Annotated in this window: 16 protein-coding genes; 8 read left to right on the plus strand and 8 right to left on the minus strand. The window is 63.2% G+C overall.

Annotated elements, in window-relative coordinates; genetic code table 11:
* Positions 1–31: 31 nt before the first annotated feature.
* Positions 32–1,030 carry a succinylglutamate desuccinylase/aspartoacylase family protein gene (locus tag BM70_RS0103410; RefSeq protein ID WP_025854705.1) on the plus strand — a complete coding sequence of 333 codons (999 nt, stop codon included), beginning with the start codon at positions 32–34 and terminating at the stop codon, positions 1,028–1,030.
* On the opposite strand, the gene BM70_RS0103415 is transcribed toward BM70_RS0103410, so the two are convergent.
* Positions 992–1,849: an AraC family transcriptional regulator gene (locus BM70_RS0103415; RefSeq protein WP_025854706.1), complete on the minus strand. Its 858-nt coding sequence runs from the start codon at positions 1,847–1,849 to the stop codon at positions 992–994. The genes BM70_RS0103410 and BM70_RS0103415 overlap by 39 nt on opposite strands.
* 143 nt (positions 1,850–1,992) lie before the next feature.
* Between BM70_RS0103415 and BM70_RS0103420 the strand changes: the two genes are divergently transcribed.
* On the plus strand, positions 1,993–2,793 hold the full coding sequence (locus tag BM70_RS0103420; RefSeq protein WP_025854707.1) for an alpha/beta fold hydrolase: 801 nt from the start codon (positions 1,993–1,995) through the stop codon (positions 2,791–2,793).
* A 180-nt stretch (positions 2,794–2,973) separates the two neighbouring features.
* Here BM70_RS0103420 and BM70_RS0103425 read toward each other — a convergent pair whose 3' ends face one another.
* Positions 2,974–3,762 (minus strand): aldolase, encoded by a 789-nt coding sequence (locus tag BM70_RS0103425; RefSeq protein WP_025854708.1) that lies wholly within the window; start codon positions 3,760–3,762, stop codon positions 2,974–2,976.
* A gap of 3 nt (positions 3,763–3,765) precedes the next feature.
* Positions 3,766–4,470: a haloacid dehalogenase type II gene (locus tag BM70_RS0103430; protein WP_025854709.1), complete on the minus strand. Its 705-nt coding sequence runs from the start codon at positions 4,468–4,470 to the stop codon at positions 3,766–3,768.
* 115 nt (positions 4,471–4,585) lie between these two features.
* On the opposite strand from BM70_RS0103430, the gene BM70_RS0103435 reads away from it, so the two are divergent.
* Positions 4,586–5,431, plus strand: a complete 846-nt coding sequence (locus BM70_RS0103435) for a LysR family transcriptional regulator (RefSeq protein ID WP_025854710.1) — start codon at positions 4,586–4,588, stop codon at positions 5,429–5,431.
* Here BM70_RS0103435 and BM70_RS0103440 read toward each other — a convergent pair.
* The 4 genes from BM70_RS0103440 to BM70_RS33280 all read right to left on the minus strand — a co-directional run bounded on the left by BM70_RS0103440 (position 5,417) and on the right by BM70_RS33280 (position 8,585).
* The gene (locus BM70_RS0103440; RefSeq protein WP_025854711.1) at positions 5,417–6,646 is read right to left on the minus strand and encodes an EAL domain-containing response regulator; all 1,230 of its coding nucleotides are present in this window, start codon (positions 6,644–6,646) and stop codon (positions 5,417–5,419) included. The genes BM70_RS0103435 and BM70_RS0103440 overlap by 15 nt on opposite strands.
* A 9-nt stretch (positions 6,647–6,655) precedes the next feature.
* Positions 6,656–7,039, minus strand: a complete 384-nt coding sequence (locus tag BM70_RS0103445; RefSeq protein WP_025854712.1) for a response regulator — start codon at positions 7,037–7,039, stop codon at positions 6,656–6,658.
* A complete protein-coding gene (locus BM70_RS0103450; RefSeq protein ID WP_025854713.1) occupies positions 7,024–8,361 on the minus strand; it encodes a HAMP domain-containing sensor histidine kinase in 1,338 nt (445 codons plus the stop codon). Before BM70_RS0103450 ends, BM70_RS0103445 begins: the two co-directional genes overlap by 16 nt.
* 62 nt (positions 8,362–8,423) lie before the next feature.
* Positions 8,424–8,585 carry a hypothetical protein gene (locus BM70_RS33280; protein ID WP_177326526.1) on the minus strand — a complete coding sequence of 54 codons (162 nt, stop codon included), beginning with the start codon at positions 8,583–8,585 and terminating at the stop codon, positions 8,424–8,426.
* A gap of 100 nt (positions 8,586–8,685) precedes the next feature.
* Between BM70_RS33280 and BM70_RS0103455 the strand changes: the two genes are divergently transcribed.
* From BM70_RS0103455 to xylB, 5 genes are read left to right on the plus strand one after another with little or no spacing between them, the layout of a single operon-like run.
* The gene (locus BM70_RS0103455; protein ID WP_025854714.1) at positions 8,686–10,218 is read left to right on the plus strand and encodes a sugar ABC transporter ATP-binding protein; all 1,533 of its coding nucleotides are present in this window, start codon (positions 8,686–8,688) and stop codon (positions 10,216–10,218) included.
* Entirely contained in the window at positions 10,211–11,188 is a 978-nt protein-coding gene (locus BM70_RS0103460) for a ribose ABC transporter permease (RefSeq protein WP_025854715.1), read from the plus strand. Before BM70_RS0103455 ends, BM70_RS0103460 begins: the two co-directional genes overlap by 8 nt.
* A gap of 34 nt (positions 11,189–11,222) precedes the next feature.
* A complete protein-coding gene (locus BM70_RS0103465; RefSeq protein WP_025854716.1) occupies positions 11,223–12,155 on the plus strand; it encodes an ABC transporter substrate-binding protein in 933 nt (310 codons plus the stop codon).
* A gap of 21 nt (positions 12,156–12,176) precedes the next feature.
* A complete protein-coding gene (locus BM70_RS0103470; RefSeq protein ID WP_025854717.1) occupies positions 12,177–13,178 on the plus strand; it encodes a LacI family DNA-binding transcriptional regulator in 1,002 nt (333 codons plus the stop codon).
* 7 nt (positions 13,179–13,185) lie between these two features.
* Entirely contained in the window at positions 13,186–14,643 is a 1,458-nt protein-coding gene (xylB, locus tag BM70_RS0103475) for a xylulokinase (RefSeq protein ID WP_025854718.1), read from the plus strand.
* A 187-nt stretch (positions 14,644–14,830) separates the two neighbouring features.
* Here the strand turns inward: xylB and BM70_RS0103480 are convergent, their stop codons facing one another.
* On the minus strand, positions 14,831–15,274 hold the full coding sequence (locus BM70_RS0103480) for an Lrp/AsnC family transcriptional regulator (RefSeq protein WP_025854719.1): 444 nt from the start codon (positions 15,272–15,274) through the stop codon (positions 14,831–14,833).
* Positions 15,275–15,365 lie beyond the last annotated feature (91 nt).

Here is a 15,365-nt window from a genome sequence, read left to right on the forward strand (position 1 = left end):
TACCGATTAATTGATCAGAGGAGGGCAAGGCATGGCAAAAGACCTTTCGTGGCAGGAAACCGGCGACGCCGGTAACGCGCTGAACATCGGCGCCTGGCGTTTCGACGGCGACGGCAGCGGGCCCAGGGTGCACCTGCAAGCGGGTGTGCATGCGGATGAAATCGCCGGCATGCTGGTGCTGCATCAGTTATTGCCGCGCTTGCAAGCGTGTCAGGACCAGGGCCGCCTGAAGGGCAGCGTCACCGTGGTGCCCCAGGCCAACCCGTTCGGCATCGGCCAGTTCCGCCAGGGCCGTTTGCTCGGGCGTTTCCATGAAGCCACCGGGCAGAATTTCAACCGTGCCTTCGACCATTCCCTGGCCATGGAGCGTCCTGCAAGCAACCTGGCGCACTGGCAGAAACGCCTGGTGCAACTGGCTGCCGAGGCCGACCTGGTGCTGGACCTGCACACCGATGACGAGGCGTTGCCGTACCTCTACATTCACCGCAGCTTCTGGCCTGACCGAGGGCTGGCGCTGGCCGCGGCGTTGCAGGTGGACCTGGTGATTGTCTGGGATGAGGGCGGCGATGGCTCCTTTGAAGAAACCATCATCAACCACGCATCGCCGCAATTGGCCGCCACCGTTGAGCTGCGCGGGCAGGCAGATGTCAGCGACGCCTTGGCGCAGCAGGACGCCGATGGCTTGTGGGCCTGGTTGTGCGTCAACGGTGTGATCGACGAGGTGGCGAGCATCGCCGAGTGGCCAGGCGACGTGGTCGACATGGGCTGCATGGAAACCCTCCTTGCGCCCTGCGCCGGGGTGCTGGTGTTCGAGAAAGGCTTGGGTGATTACGTCGAAGAAGGCCAGCGTTTCGCACGCATCATCGGCCGGCCCGGCGACCCCACCTCGGAAGTGCCACTCCATGCCGCTCAGACCGGGCGCATGGTCACCGGCCACCGCGAACGCCTGGTGGCCCAGGGCTCGGTGGTCGCCAAGTTCACCGGCACGCGCTTATCCGACAGCTACAGCGGCGGCGTGCTCGACCCGTAGCGGCGCCTGCAGTTGCAGCCATTCACGCGGGCTGGTGCCGATCTTGCGCCGAAAGGCGCGGGCCAGCGCCGAAGGGCTTTCGTAGCCCACTTCATCGGCAATCAGGGCGATGGGCCGGCCTTCACGCAGGCGCTTCTGCGCCAGGCTCACGCGCCAACTCAGCACATAGTCGGCCGGTGTCTGGCCGACCACTTTATGGAAGTGCGCGGCAAAACTGGCACGGGACATGTTCGACTCCACCGCCATTTCCTGCACGGTCCACGGGCGTTCGGGGTGGTTGTGCAGCAGGGTCATGGCCCGCGCCAGGCGCAGGTCGGCGAGCCCTGACATCATGCCGGTGGTCATGCTGTGGTAGGCCATCATGTGGCGCAGGAACTGGATCACCATCAGCTCGAACAAACGGTTCATCACCGCCTCGCGGCCACAGTGTTCGGCAAAGGCTTCGCTGAACAGCCAGTCGAGCGTGCCGGCGATCATCGGGATCTGCTCGAGTGGCATCACTATGGTGTCGGTCAGCGCCACCGACAGCGGGTTATCCAGGCCCCCATCAAACCGCAGGGATGCCGCCACCACTTGCGCCCGGTCGGCCTTTGACGCCAACAGCCGATGGGGCAGGGGGCGCGGCACCAGCACCAGGCTGGGCTCGGGAATGCGCAGGATCCCGCCGGGCATTTCCAGGCTCGCCTGGCCCTCTTTGATCAGGTACACGCGGCCGCGCTGCTGCAAGTCGCGGGTGTCGAGCGCACCGTGCAGCAGCCCGCTGTGAAAGGTTTCGGCACCGATGCCGAAGTGCACCAGCAGTGTGGACAAACGATCCATGAATCACCTGAGATTGAATAAGCGATCTGTTTAGACGATCTGCGCCATATCGTCGACTATTAGCCTCCATTTGTAAAACACGCTTCGGCATCATGGCCTCACGTTCAACGCCTTGAGCGCCAACCCTAACGGAGCAAACGTCCATGAAAACCTTCAAGTTCTCCCGCGTCGCCGCCGCCCTGATCACCGGCGCACTCGCCCTCGGTGCCGCCACCGCCAGCTTCGCCGCCCCGCAGAAAGCCACGGTAGTGCTGGTGCACGGCGCCTTCGCCGACGCCTCCAGCTGGAACGGCGTGATCGCCGGACTCAAGGCCGAAGGCTACCCAGTGGTCGCCGTCGCCAACCCGCTGCGCAGCGTCAAGACCGACTCGGACTACGTGGCCGACATCGTCGAACACACCCCGGGCCCGGTGATCCTGGTCGGTCACTCCTACGGTGGCTCTGTGATCTCCAACGCCGTGCATGGCAGCAACAAGGTCAAGGCGCTGGTCTACGTGGCCGCCTTCGCCCCGGAAAAAGGCGAGACTGCGTTTGAACTGTCCGGCCGCTACCCAGGCGGCACCCTGGGCCCGACCCTGGACAAACCCGTGGTGTCCAAGGACGGCGTGACCGACCTGTATATCCAGCAAGACAAATTCGGCGCCCAGTTCGCCGCCGACGTCGCACCCAAGGACGCCCAGTTGATGGCGGCCGGCCAACGCCCGATCACCGAAGCTGCGCTGAAGGAACCGTCGGGCGACCCCGCCTGGAAAAGCGTGCCGTCCTACTTCATATACGGTTCAGCGGACAAAAATATTCCCGAGGCCGCGCTTAAATTCATGGCCGACCGCGCAGGCTCGAAGGAAACCGTGGACGTGAAAGGTGCGTCGCACGTGGTGATGGTGTCGAACCCGGCGCGGGTGGTGGCGATCATCAACGATGCGGCCAAGGCCAACGCGCAATAACCAATCGCTGTAGGCGCAGGCTTGCCAGCGATGCAGACACCTCGGTACATCAGGCAGACCGAGTCGATGCCATCGCCGGCAAGCCAGCGCCTGCAGATATCTGCGCTTGATCTTAGGCGCCCCGTCAAACACGCTGGCCGGCATTCGGCAGGGATATGGATAGGTGCTCAGGTCACCAGGTCACTGATCAAAGCGCGATCCCGACCCTCTCAGCCGCCGCATCGCGCTATCCAAATGCGCCCGCGCACTCGCCGGGTCACCCTCACGCATCTGCTCATACGCCAACTGCGCCACCGCCGGCTCGATCGGCTTGAGCGGCTGCCCACTGGCCATGGCCTTCAACTGCACCTCGGCCGCGCGTTCCAGGTAGTACAAATCGTCCCAGGCCTCGGCAATGTTCGGCGCAGCCACCATCACCCCATGGTTCTTCAAGAACAGAATATCGGCATCACCCAACGCCGCCGCAATACGCTGGCCTTCGCGGTTATCCAGGGCCAGGCCGTTGTACGCGTCATCCACCGCCGTGCGCCCATAGAACTTCAACGCCGTCTGCCCCAGCCACAGCAAGGGCGGGCCTTGCAGCAGGCACAGCGCGGTGGCGTTGGGCATATGGGTATGGAAGGCGGCCTTGATGCGGGGCTGGCACTGATGCAACTGGGCATGGATATAAAACGCGGTGGCTTCTGGCGTGCCATCGCCGTCGATCACATTGCCGGCGAAGTCGCACACCAACAGATGGGAGGCGGTGATCTCCTCGAAGGCGTAGCCGAACGGGTTGACGAAAAACAAGTCGTCATGCCCCGGCACCGTCGCCGAAAAGTGATTGCAGATGCCTTCTTCCATGCCATGCAGCGCCGCCAGTTGCAGGCACGCGGCGAGTTCCATCCGCGCCTCGATGGCCGCGAGGCTGTCGAGGTTCAAGCGCCCGGCGCGCGGGCCCAGGGAAGAGGGCGTAAAGGTATGGGCCATGGTTCACCACCCCAGGGATTTGAACAGTTCGGGCACGCCGTCGAGGGTTCGCAGGATGGCGTCCGGGGTGTAATCGGCCAGCAACTGACGGCCGGTGCCACGGTCGATCCACACACAACGGAAACCGATATCCCGTGCCGCGGCATGGTCCAGATGCGGGCTGGCACAGATATGCACCACCTGGTCGAGGCTCACGCCGAGTTGCTCGTGAGCATAGTCGAACAGGCGACGATTGGGCTTGTAGGCTCCCGCCTGCTGGGCGGTAATGACCCGGTCGATATGACCACCCAATTGCGCCACGTTGCCGGCGATCACGTCATCGTCGGTGTTGGAGACGATGCACAGTTTGTAACCCTGATCCTTGAGCTGCTTGAGGGTCGCTACCACTTCCGGAAACGGTGGCATGGCACTGATGCTGTCGGTCAGGATCGCGCCGTCGTGCTCATTGGTCGGCAGACCCAGCTCTTTCAGGGCGAGCTGCAAGCCCAGGCCCGCGAGGGTGCGAAAGCTGCGGTGCGGTGGGGTTTGCTCCAGGGCGTGTTCGTGGTGGTCGTAGACGCTGATCAGGGTTTCGCCGTCGACCTGATGCTCGCCTTTTTCGTCGAGGATCCGGTCAACGGCGGCACGCAGGCCCTCATCCCATTGGATCAGGGTGCCGTAGCAATCAAAGGTCAGCCACAGGGGGCGAGGGGAGTGGTCGAGCGACATGGGGCACCTTTAGCGAAGAATGGGCGACCGCTGCAGCATAGGAAACCTGGCAGTCAGTTGGAAATTAAATTAACCTCTGCATAACAGTTGAATTATCGATAAGCGGGTGGCCACCATGTTTGATCTCGAACTCCTGCACACCCTGGTCTGCGTGGTGGATGAAGGCAGCTTCACCCGCGCCGCCGAGCGCGTACACCGCACCCAATCCACGGTGAGCCAACAGATTCGCAAGCTTGAAGAAAGCGTGGGGCAGGTGCTGTTGGTACGCGACCGCTCAGGCCAGCAAGTCAGCGCCACCGAACACGGCGAGGTGCTGACCCAATACGCCCGGCGCTTGTTGAGCTTGTCGCGGGAGGCCCGCGATGCCTTGAACACCGAGGCCAGTGTGGTGCCGGTGCGCCTGGGCGTGCCCGAAGATTTTGACGCAACGCGCATGGCCTCGATGCTTTCCGGCTTTGTCCGTGCCCGCCCCGAAGCGCGCCTGGAGACAGTCAGCGGCATGAGCACCGACCTGCGCCGGCAACTGGAAAGTGGTGAAATCGATATTGCCCTGGTCAAGCGTGAGGCCGGCAGCGGCGAATGCCATGCCAGTTGGCCGGAGCCGTTGGTGTGGGTGTGCGGCCAGGGCCAGGACCTGCAGGCCGAGACCTTGCCCCTGGCGCTGTTTCCCCAAGGCTGCATCTACCGCCAGCGCGCCATCCGCACCCTGGACAAGGCCCGGCGCAGTTGGCGCGTGGCGTTCGGCAGCCACAGCCTGACCGGCATCCAGGCGGCGGTGACGTCGGGCCTGGGCATCAGCATCTTGCCGAAAAGCGCCGTACTGCCAAGCCATCGGATCTGCACGGAGCTGCCGCCGGTACCGCCCTCGGAACTGGCGCTGGTCAGCGGTGCAGAGCGGCTGAGTGCGACCCACCGAGGGTTGATCGAATGCTTGAGCGTGGAGATTTCACGCACGCTCTAGACGCTCCAGCAACAAGCGCTCCAAGGTTTCCACCGGCAGCGGTCGGCTGAACAGATAGCCCTGGATCTGGTCACAGCCGGCTTCTTTGAGAAACGCCAGTTGCGCCTGGGTTTCCACGCCTTCGGCCACCACCCGCAGGTTGAGGCTGTGGGCCAGTTCAATGATGGTGCGGGTGATCGCCGCATCCTGTGGGTTGCTGGTCACTTCGCGGATAAACGCGATGTCGATCTTCAACGTATCAATGGGAAAGCGCCGCAGGTACGCCAGGCTCGAATAGCCGGTGCCGAAGTCATCGATGGAGATTTTCACGCCCATGGCGTGCAGGCGCTGCAGGCTGGCGATGGTGTGCTGGGTGTTTTCCATCAGCGAGCCTTCGGTCAGTTCCACTTCCAGCCAATAGGGCTCGACCCCGGTCTGTGCAAGGATGCGTGCGATGTCGGCAATCAGGTCGCCCTCGATCAGTTGATGGCCGGAGACGTTCACCGATACCTCCACCGAGCCAATGGCACCGCGTTGCCACTCGGCAATCTGTTGGCAAACCTGTTCGATCACCCAGCGCCCCACGGGCACGATCAACCCCAGGCTTTCCAGTATCGGCACAAACACGGCTGGGGATACCGCGCCGTAGTCCGGACGTTCCCAGCGCAGCAACGCTTCGAGGGCGCACAGGCGGCCGCTGGCAACCTCGACCTTGGGCTGGTAATGCACCATGAATTCGTGGCGCTCAACCGCCAGTCGCAAGGCATGCTCCAGGTCCTGGCGGGCCAGGTCATGCACGTTCATGCCGGTTTGCCGTAGCGACAGTTCACGCGACTTGTTCACCAGGTCACCGCGCACCTTGAGCCGCAACAGGTTGCGCACCCGCAGCCACAGTTCGACACGCTCTATCGGCTTGCTGATGAACTCCTCGGCACCCGACTCCAGCCCACTGACCCTGGCGCTCGGCTCACTGAGGGCCGAGAGCATGATGATCGGAATGCCCGCGGTGGTTTCATCACCCTTCAACTGGGTGGCGACCTCGTAGCCGTCCATGCCCGGCATCATGATATCCAGCAGGATCAGGTCGGGTGGCTGACGCGCCACCAACTGCAAGGCTTCTTCGCCGCTGCCCGCACTCAGGGTCTGGTAGCCCTCGTGCTGCAACAGGGTTTCCAGGAGCTTTCGCACCTGGGGTTCATCATCAACGATCAACAGCGTTGCGGGTTGGCTGGCCATGGAGAGGACTCATATAAGAGGGCTGATGTGCTGTTGCAGCAAGGTGTCGATCACCTGGTACAGCTCTTTGTAGCGCAGCGGCTTGATGATGTAGGCATCGCAGCCGGCCAGCCGGGTCTTTTCGCGGTCTTCCTTCATCGCCATGGCCGTCAGGGCGATCACCGGGATGTGTGCGGTGAGCGGGTCACGCTTGAGCAGCGCGGTGGCGGCGAGGCCGTCCATGCCCGGCAACTGGATGTCCATCAGGATCAGCGCCGGTTGCTGCTCGCGAGCCAGGGTCAGGCCGGTTTCGGCGTCGGGCGCCCACAGTACGCTGTGGCCGGCATTCACCAGCAGCAAGCGCGCCAGGCGCATGTTGGCTTCATTGTCTTCAACGATCAGGATGGCGGCCATGCGGCCTCCGGGGCACGGTGCAATGGCAGCCAGGCGACAAACCGTGCGCCGCAACCTTCGCGGCTGGCCACGGCGACGCTGCCGCCATGCAGGTCGGTCAGGCGCTTGACCATCGCCAGCCCCAGGCCGGTGCCTTCGAATTTGCGCGCCAGGCTGCTGTCGATCTGGCTGAACGCCTTGAACAGCTTGCCCATGTCGTCCTCGGCGATGCCGATACCGGTGTCGCTGACACTCAATTCGAGGAACTGTTGATGGGGGCTGGCGGGCAAGGCGAAGCGGTACACCGGCCAGTCGCCTGGAATCTGCCCGACCTGCTTGCGAGCGACCTGGCGCACGGTCAGTGTCACTGAGCCTGCGTGTTCGCTGAACTTTACGGCATTGGCCAGCAGGTTGTAGACGATCTGTTTGGTCTTGCGCAGGTCCAGCGCCAGGCAGCCGAGGTCCTCGGGGCTTTCCAGCTTCAACTGGATGCGTTGCAGCGCGGCCTTTTCGCGCACGATCAGCAGGCTGTTGGCCAATAACCCCGCCAGTTCAACCGCTTCCAGCTCCAGCTCCATCATCCCGGCCTCCACCTTGGACAGGTCGAGGATGTCGTTGATCAGCGACAGCAAGTGCTGGCCGCTGGTGAAAATGTCGCCGATGTATTCACGCTGGGTGTCACTCATGTCGCCGACCAGCCCATCCTTGAGCGCCTCGGAAAAACCGATCACCGCATTCAACGGTGTGCGCAGTTCATGGGACATGGTCGCGAGGAATTCGGACTTCATGTGGCTGGCGTGTTCCAGCTCCAGGTTCTTTTCTTCCAACGCCCGCTCGAAGCCTTTGCGCTCGGCTTCCTCCTGCTTGCGCGCGGTGTTGTCGGTGCCGATCAGCAGGTAGCCGATGATGGTGTCATGCCGGTTGCGCAGGGCGGTTACCGAGACCATGGCCGACAGGCGACTGCCATCCTTGCGGATATAGGTCAGCTCGTAGATGTCTTCGATGCCGCGGGAGGCCTTGAACACCAGCGCTTCGAAGCCCGGCGTGATCGGCGTGTCCAGTTCCAGGCTGAGGGCGGCGGCACGGGTGATCAGCTCGACCGGGTCGGAGATATCGGCGGGGGTGATGCGGTTGACCACGTCGGCGGCGGCATAGCCGAGCATGCGCTCGGCGCCGACGTTGAAGATCTGGATCACGCCTTTCTCGTCGGTGGCGATGCTGGAGAAGTAAGCGCTGTTGAAGATCGCATCTTGCAAGGCGCCGGTCTTGAGCAGGGTTTTCTGCCGTTTGAACTCGACGATCTTTTCGGCACGCGATTGCAGTTCGGGTAACGGTGTGTCCATCGCTTGGGCGTTCCGTGAGATTCAGGCCCGCCACCGTCAAAAAACGATGGCGCAGAGCATGCTCACAGAAGATCGCTGGGCAGCGACGAGGAGGAGATGATGTCCTTGGACGATAGCAGAGATTGTGGCGTTTTGATGGCGGGGCAGGGGTTATTTCCCTCCGAATGGATATCTTCGGGCGCAAACCAGCGTTTTTCGGATTTACGCTGGATGAAACGTTTCATCTATCGATAAAGGGTCAACGCAAGCGCTTGCGTAAGGAAATGTAACTGCATTAGAGTCGGGCCACTCGACGACAAAAATAATAATTCCAGGAGCTCATTCATGAGCCTTGAACCCTTGCTTGAGATGCAGGGCATCAGCAAAACCTTCAACGGTTTGCGCGTGCTCAAGACTGTCGGCCTGAAGGTCTACCCCGGCGAAATCCACGCCTTGATGGGCGAGAACGGCGCCGGCAAATCGACGCTGATGAAGATCCTCTCCGGCGCCTATCAAGCCGACCCCGGCGGTGAAATCCGTATCGGCGGCCAGCTTATCCCCACGTTCGATCCCGCCACCGCCAAAGCCCTCGGCATCGCCGTGATCTACCAAGAGTTGAGCCTGTGCCCCAACCTGAGCGTGGCCGAGAACATTTACCTGGGCCGCGAACTGCGGCGCGGCTGGACCATCGACCGCAAGGGCATGGAGGCCGGTTGCATCGCAGTGCTGCAACGCCTCGGCGCCGAGTTCACCCCGGCAACGCGGGTCAACAGCCTGTCGATTGCCGAACGCCAACTGGTGGAAATCGCCCGCGCCCTGCATGCCCACGCCAAGATCCTGGTGATGGACGAACCCACCACGCCCTTGTCATCCCGCGAGACCGACCGCCTGTTCGCGCTGATCAAACAGCTGCGCAGCCAAGGCTTGGCGATCATCTATATCAGCCATCGCATGGCCGAGATCTATGAACTGTCGGACCGCGTTTCGGTGCTGCGCGACGGCCAGTACATTGGCGAACTGACCCGCGAGGCGCTGTCGGCCGACGTGCTGGTGAAAATGATGGTGGGCCGCGACCTGTCGGGTTTCTATAAGAAGGAACACGCCGCGTATAACCCCGGCAACGTGGTGATGCGGGTGCGCGACATGGCCGACGGCAAGCGCGTGCGTCATTGCAGTTTCGACCTGCATGCCGGTGAAGTGCTGGGCATTGCCGGCCTGGTCGGGGCAGGGCGCACCGAGCTGGCACGCCTGATCTTTGCCGCCGACCCACGCACCTCGGGCACCCTGGAGGTGGTCGGCAAGCACGTCACCCAACTGCGCACCCCGGCGGATGCGATTCGCGCCGGCGTCGTTTACCTCACCGAGGACCGCAAGGCCCAGGGCCTGTTCCTGGACATGAGCGTGGCGGACAACATCAATGTTTGCGCCTGCGTGCCGGATGCCCATGCCGGCGGGGTGCTCGATCGCGCCCATGCCGCGCAGCGCGCCACCGATGCGATCAAGTCGCTGTCGATTCGCGTGGCCTCGGGCAAGGTCAATGTCGGCGCCTTGTCCGGTGGCAACCAGCAGAAGGTGCTGCTGGCGCGCCTGCTGGAGGTCAAGCCACATGTGCTTATCCTCGACGAGCCCACACGTGGCGTGGACATCGGCTCCAAGTCCGAGATCTACCGCATCATCAATCAACTGGCCCAGGCCGGCGTCGGCATCGTGGTGATCTCCAGCGAACTGCCGGAAATCATCGGCACCTGCGACCGCGTGCTGATCATGCGCGAAGGCCAGTTGGTGGCGGAAGTCGGCGGTGCATCGGGCCAGGTTATTTCCCAGGAACGCATTATTGACCTCGCCACCGGTGGCGATCAGGTGGTTGCCCATGGCTGAGTTGAATATCGCAACGACAGGTAAGGCTGAACGCGCACGCGAGTTGATGCGCACGGTGGGCATGTTGCCGGTGCTGATCCTGCTGCTGGTGGGCTTTGCCCTGGCCAGCGAGAACTTCCTGACGGTGCAGAACCTGTCGATCATCACCCAGCAGGCCTCGGTGAACGTGGTGCTGGCGGCGGGCATGACCTTTGTGATCCTCACGGCGGGGATCGACCTGTCGGTGGGCGCGATCCTGGCGGCCTCGGCGGTGGTGGCGCTGCAGGCCTCGATGTCGCCGCAATTCGGCATGTTCGGGATTGCCGCCGGTATCGGCTTTGGCTTGTTGCTGGGGTTGGTCAATGGCGGGTTGATCGCCTTTATGCGCCTGCCGCCGTTTATTGTCACCCTCGGTGCGCTGACAGCCATGCGCGGCCTGGCGCGGTTGCTGGCGGACGACAAGACGGTGTTCAACCCGGACCTGCCGTTTGCGTTTATCGGCAATGACTCGATCCTTGGCGTGCCCTGGCTGGTGGTGATCGCCGTGGCGGTGGTGGCGCTGTCGTGGTTCATCCTGCGCCGCACGGTGATGGGCGTGCAGATCTATTCGGTGGGTGGCAACCCGGAAGCGGCGCGGCTGTCGGGGATCAAGGTGTGGAAGGTGCTGCTGTTTGTCTACGCCATGTCCGGTGCGCTGGCCGGGTTGGGCGCCGTGATGAGCGCGTCGCGCCTGTTTGCTGCGAATGGCCTGCAACTGGGGCAGTCCTATGAACTGGATGCAATTGCCGCCGTGATCCTCGGCGGCACCAGCTTTACCGGTGGTGTCGGCACCATCGGCGGCACGCTGATCGGTGCACTGATCATCGCGGTGCTCACCAACGGCCTGGTGCTGTTGGGCGTCTCGGATATCTGGCAGTACATCATCAAGGGCATCGTGATCATTGGCGCGGTGGCGCTGGATCGTTATCGCCAGTCCGGCGCGCGGACCTGATTTCACTCCTACAACAATCACAAGAGAGACCCGCATGAACCTAAAACGCATGTTTCCCGTCATTGCCTTGGCTGCGCTGATGTCCCACGTCGTCGAAGCCCGCGAGTTGAAGGCGCTCGGCATCAGCATGGGCTCGCTGGGCAACCCGTATTTCGTGACGCTGGCCGATGGCGCGAGCGCCCGCGCCAAGGAGTTGAATCCCAGCATCAAGGTCACGTCGGTGTCGGCCGACTATGACCTGAGCAAGCAGTTCTCGCAGATCGATAACTTCATCTCGTCCAAGGTCGACCTGATCCTGATCAACGCCGTCGACCCGTCTGCAATGGCCTCGGCGATCAAGAAAGCGCGTGACGCCGGCATCGTCGTGGTGGCCGTCGACGTGGACGCCAAGGGTGTCAACGCCACGGTGCAGACCGACAACGTCGAAGCCGGCAAGCTGGCGTGCCAGTACCTGGTGGACAAGCTCTCCGGCAAGGGCAATGTGATCATCCAGAACGGCCCGCAAGTCACCGCCGTGACCGACCGCGTCAAAGGCTGCAAGACGGCGCTGGCCGCCGCGCCGGATATCAAGGTGCTGTCCGATGACCAGGACGGCAAAGGCTCCCGCGAAGGCGGCCTGAACGTGATGCAGGGTTACCTGACGCGCTTCCCGAAAATCGACGGCCTGTTCGCGATCAACGACCCGCAAGCCATCGGCAGCGACCTGGCGGCCAAGCAGCTCAAGCGCAGCGGCATCATCATCACTTCGGTGGACGGTGCGCCGGATATCGAGAATGCGCTGAAGAGCGAATCGCAGATCCAGGCATCGTCCAGCCAGGACCCGTGGGCCATGGCGCAGACTGCGGTGAATGTCGGCAATGACATTCTCAACGACAAAGCCCCGGCCGAAGCGGTTACCCTGCTCACGCCAAAACTGATCACCCGTGACAACGTCGCTACGTACAGCGGTTGGTCGAGTCAACATTGATTCACTGAAGGGGAAAGCGTCGTGGTCACCATGGATGACGTGGCAAGCCGGGCGGGGGTGTCGACGTCGACGGTGTCCCACGTGTTGAACGGCACCCGCAAGGTCAGCCCGGCGACGGTGCTGGCGGTACAGCAGGCGATCCAGGCGTTGGGCTACATCCCCAACACCCTGGCGCGCTCGCTGGCCCGCTCGAGCACCAGCACGATTGGCGTGGCGATTTCGGCGCTGTCCAACCATTACTTCAGCGAAACCGTGCACGCGATAGAGACCGAGTGCGCCAAGCACGGCTACATGATGCTGTTTGTCGACACCCACGACGACCCGGAGCAGGAGCTGCGGGTGGTGACCGCGTTGCATCATCGGCGGGTGGACGGGATATTGCTGGCGCCGTCCACTGGCTCCAGGGCGCTGGAGTATCTACAGGCCAACGAGATGCCCACGGTGCTGGTGGACCGCATGGTGAGCGAGCAATTCGATCAGGTCGGGGTGGAAAACATCCAGTCCACCCAGGCCCTGGTCACGCACCTGATTGAACATGGGCACCGGCGCATCGGCTTTATCGCCGGGCGCGCAGGGCTGGGGACTACCGATGAGCGTGTCGCCGGTTACCGTGCGGCGCTAGAGGCGGCGGGCCTGGTGTTTGACCCGCAGTTGCTGGTCAATGGCGGCTCCAGCAGCGAGCCGGCGCACGTTGCTACGCGGCAGTTGCTGGCGTTGGCGGCGCGGCCCACGGCGATCATGGCGGGCAATAACCTGATGACGCTCGGCGCCATGCATGCACTGCGCGACGCGCAGGTCGAGGTGCCGGCGCAGATGGCGCTGGTGGGGTTTGATGATTTCGACTGGGCGGATTTTTTCGTGCCGCGCCTGACCCTGATCGCGCAGCCGGTCCAGGCACTCGGCGCCCAGGCTGTGAACCTGTTGTTGCAACGCATGGCTTCGCCCGGTGCGCCGCCCCAGAGCGTGCGCCTGACGCCGACCCTGCAAGTGCGTAATTCATGTGGCTGTATTGGATTGGAATGACCCGCGTATGAGCAGTCCTGTTTCCCTCGGCATCGACCTCGGCACCTCGGAACTCAAGGCCATCCTCATGGACCTCGACGGCACAGTGCTGGCCCATGCGGGCGTGCGCCTGAGCGTGTCGCGGCGTCACAGCGGCTGGTCCGAACAGGCACCGCAAGACTGGTGGCAGGCGTGCTTGCAGGCGCTTGCTGAGTTGCGCCGGCATGAGGCGTTTGCCCGTGTGGCCTGTATCGGCCTGTCCGGGCAGATGCACGGTGCGGTGTTGCTGGGTGCGGACAATCGCGTGTTGTACCCGGCGATCCTGTGGGACGACTCCCGCGCCATCGCCGAGGCTGAGCAGTTGGGTTCCGGGTTTGCCGACATCACCGGCAGCCTGCCCATGGCCGGGTTGACCGCGCCGAAGTTGCTGTGGCTGCAACGGCATGAGCCGCAGGTGTTCAAGGCCATCGACTGCGTGCTGTCACCCAAGGATTACCTGCGCTTGCGCCTGAGTGGCGAGCGCATCAGCGAGATGTCCGATGCGGCCGGTACGTTGTGGCTGGATGTGGCGCAGCGTGAATGGTTCGCGCCGATGCTGCAGGCGACGGGCCTGACGCCGGAGCAGATGCCCCGGCTGGTCGAAGGCGGCTCCGCGAGTGCAGTGTTGACGGTGGACGGGCTGGGCTTGTCGTCTTCGGTCGTGATTGCCGGTGGCGGTGGCGACAACCCGGTGGCGGCTGTCGGTATCGGTGCAATCAATGCAGGGGACGGGTTTATTACCCTGGGCACCAGCGCGGCCATTGTCGCCATCACCGACCATGCCGCCGGCAACCCGGCGAGTGCGGTGCACAGCTTCTGCCATGCATTGCCCGATCGTTGGTACACCATGGGCGCCATGCTGGCCGGCGCCAGTTGCCTGCGCTGGGTCACGCGGCTGACGGGCAGCGTGGACGAGCAGACATTGCTGGACCAGGTCCAGGCGCAATGGCCGATCGGGCAGGCTGTGCCGCTGAGCGCGCCCTTGTTCCTGCCGTACCTGGCCGGCGAACGCACACCGCATAACGATCCGCTGCTGCGCGGTGGCTTCATGGGCTTGGGCCATGACTGCACACCGGCGATGTTGGGTTATGCCGTGATGGAAGGCGTGGGGTTCGGCCTGCTGGACGCGCTGCACGCCGTGCAATCAGCCGGTGCCGACGTGGGCGCGTGCGCGTTGGTGGGCGGTGGCGCGCGCAGTGCCTACTGGGCGCAGTTGCTGGCGAATATCCTGCAGCGGCAAATCTTCACCCTGCACGGCAGTGAGTTGAGCGCGTGTATTGGCGCGGCGAAGCTGGGTTTTTTGGCGATTGGCCAAGGGGATGCGCTGGTGCAGGCGGGAATGCCGGTGAAGGCACGGTACGTGCCGGATACCACGCAACAAGGCGTGCTGGCGGCGCGTTATCGCAAGTTCCAGGGTTTATTGGCGGCGGCCAAGGCGCTAATGTAGAGAGCGCGCTTCCTGTAGTGAGCGGGCTTGCCCCGCGCTGGGCTGCGGAGCAGCCCCAAAATCCGGCACCACGATTTATCTGGATGACCGCGCTGATCTTGCTGGGGCCACTTCGCGCCCCAGCGCGGGACAAGCCCGCTCACCACAACAAGCCCGCTCACCACAGGATTGCGCTGATGGCTCGAAATCACTGATCCCCCAAGGGCGGCAAACGGCGTTTGACCGGGGTTTTCTTGACGATGGCCGTGTTGGTTTCGGCGTAGGCGTTGAGCCGGTCGAGCAAGCTGTCCAGATGGTCCATGGTGCGCACATGCAGGCGCGCAATGAAGCAATCCTCTCCGGTCACCTTGTCGCATTCGGTGAACTCGGGGATCGCCTGTATCTGCCGCTCCACCTCGTGCAATTTGCCGGGCAGCGGGCGGATGCGCACGATGGCTTGCAGCAGGTAGCCGAAATGCCTGGGGTCGATGTCGACGGTGTAGTGCGTCAGCACGCCACGCTCTTCGAGACGGCGCAGGCGTTCGCCGACACTGGGCGAGGACAGTCCGGTAATGCCGGCCAGTGCCTTGAGGGACAGGCGCGAGTCGTCCATCAAAGCGGCGATCAGTTGCTGGTCGATGGTGTCAATCATGGTGTTCGCCTAATAAGTAAAGGTAATCCAGGCGTCCAGCCTTTTTTAGTCGCTGGAGACGGTCTCAAGCAGATTGCCATAATTGAGCCTC

Origin of the sequence: Pseudomonas sp. CHM02 (assembly GCF_000612585.1) — a bacterium.
GTDB lineage: Bacteria > Pseudomonadota > Gammaproteobacteria > Pseudomonadales > Pseudomonadaceae > Aquipseudomonas.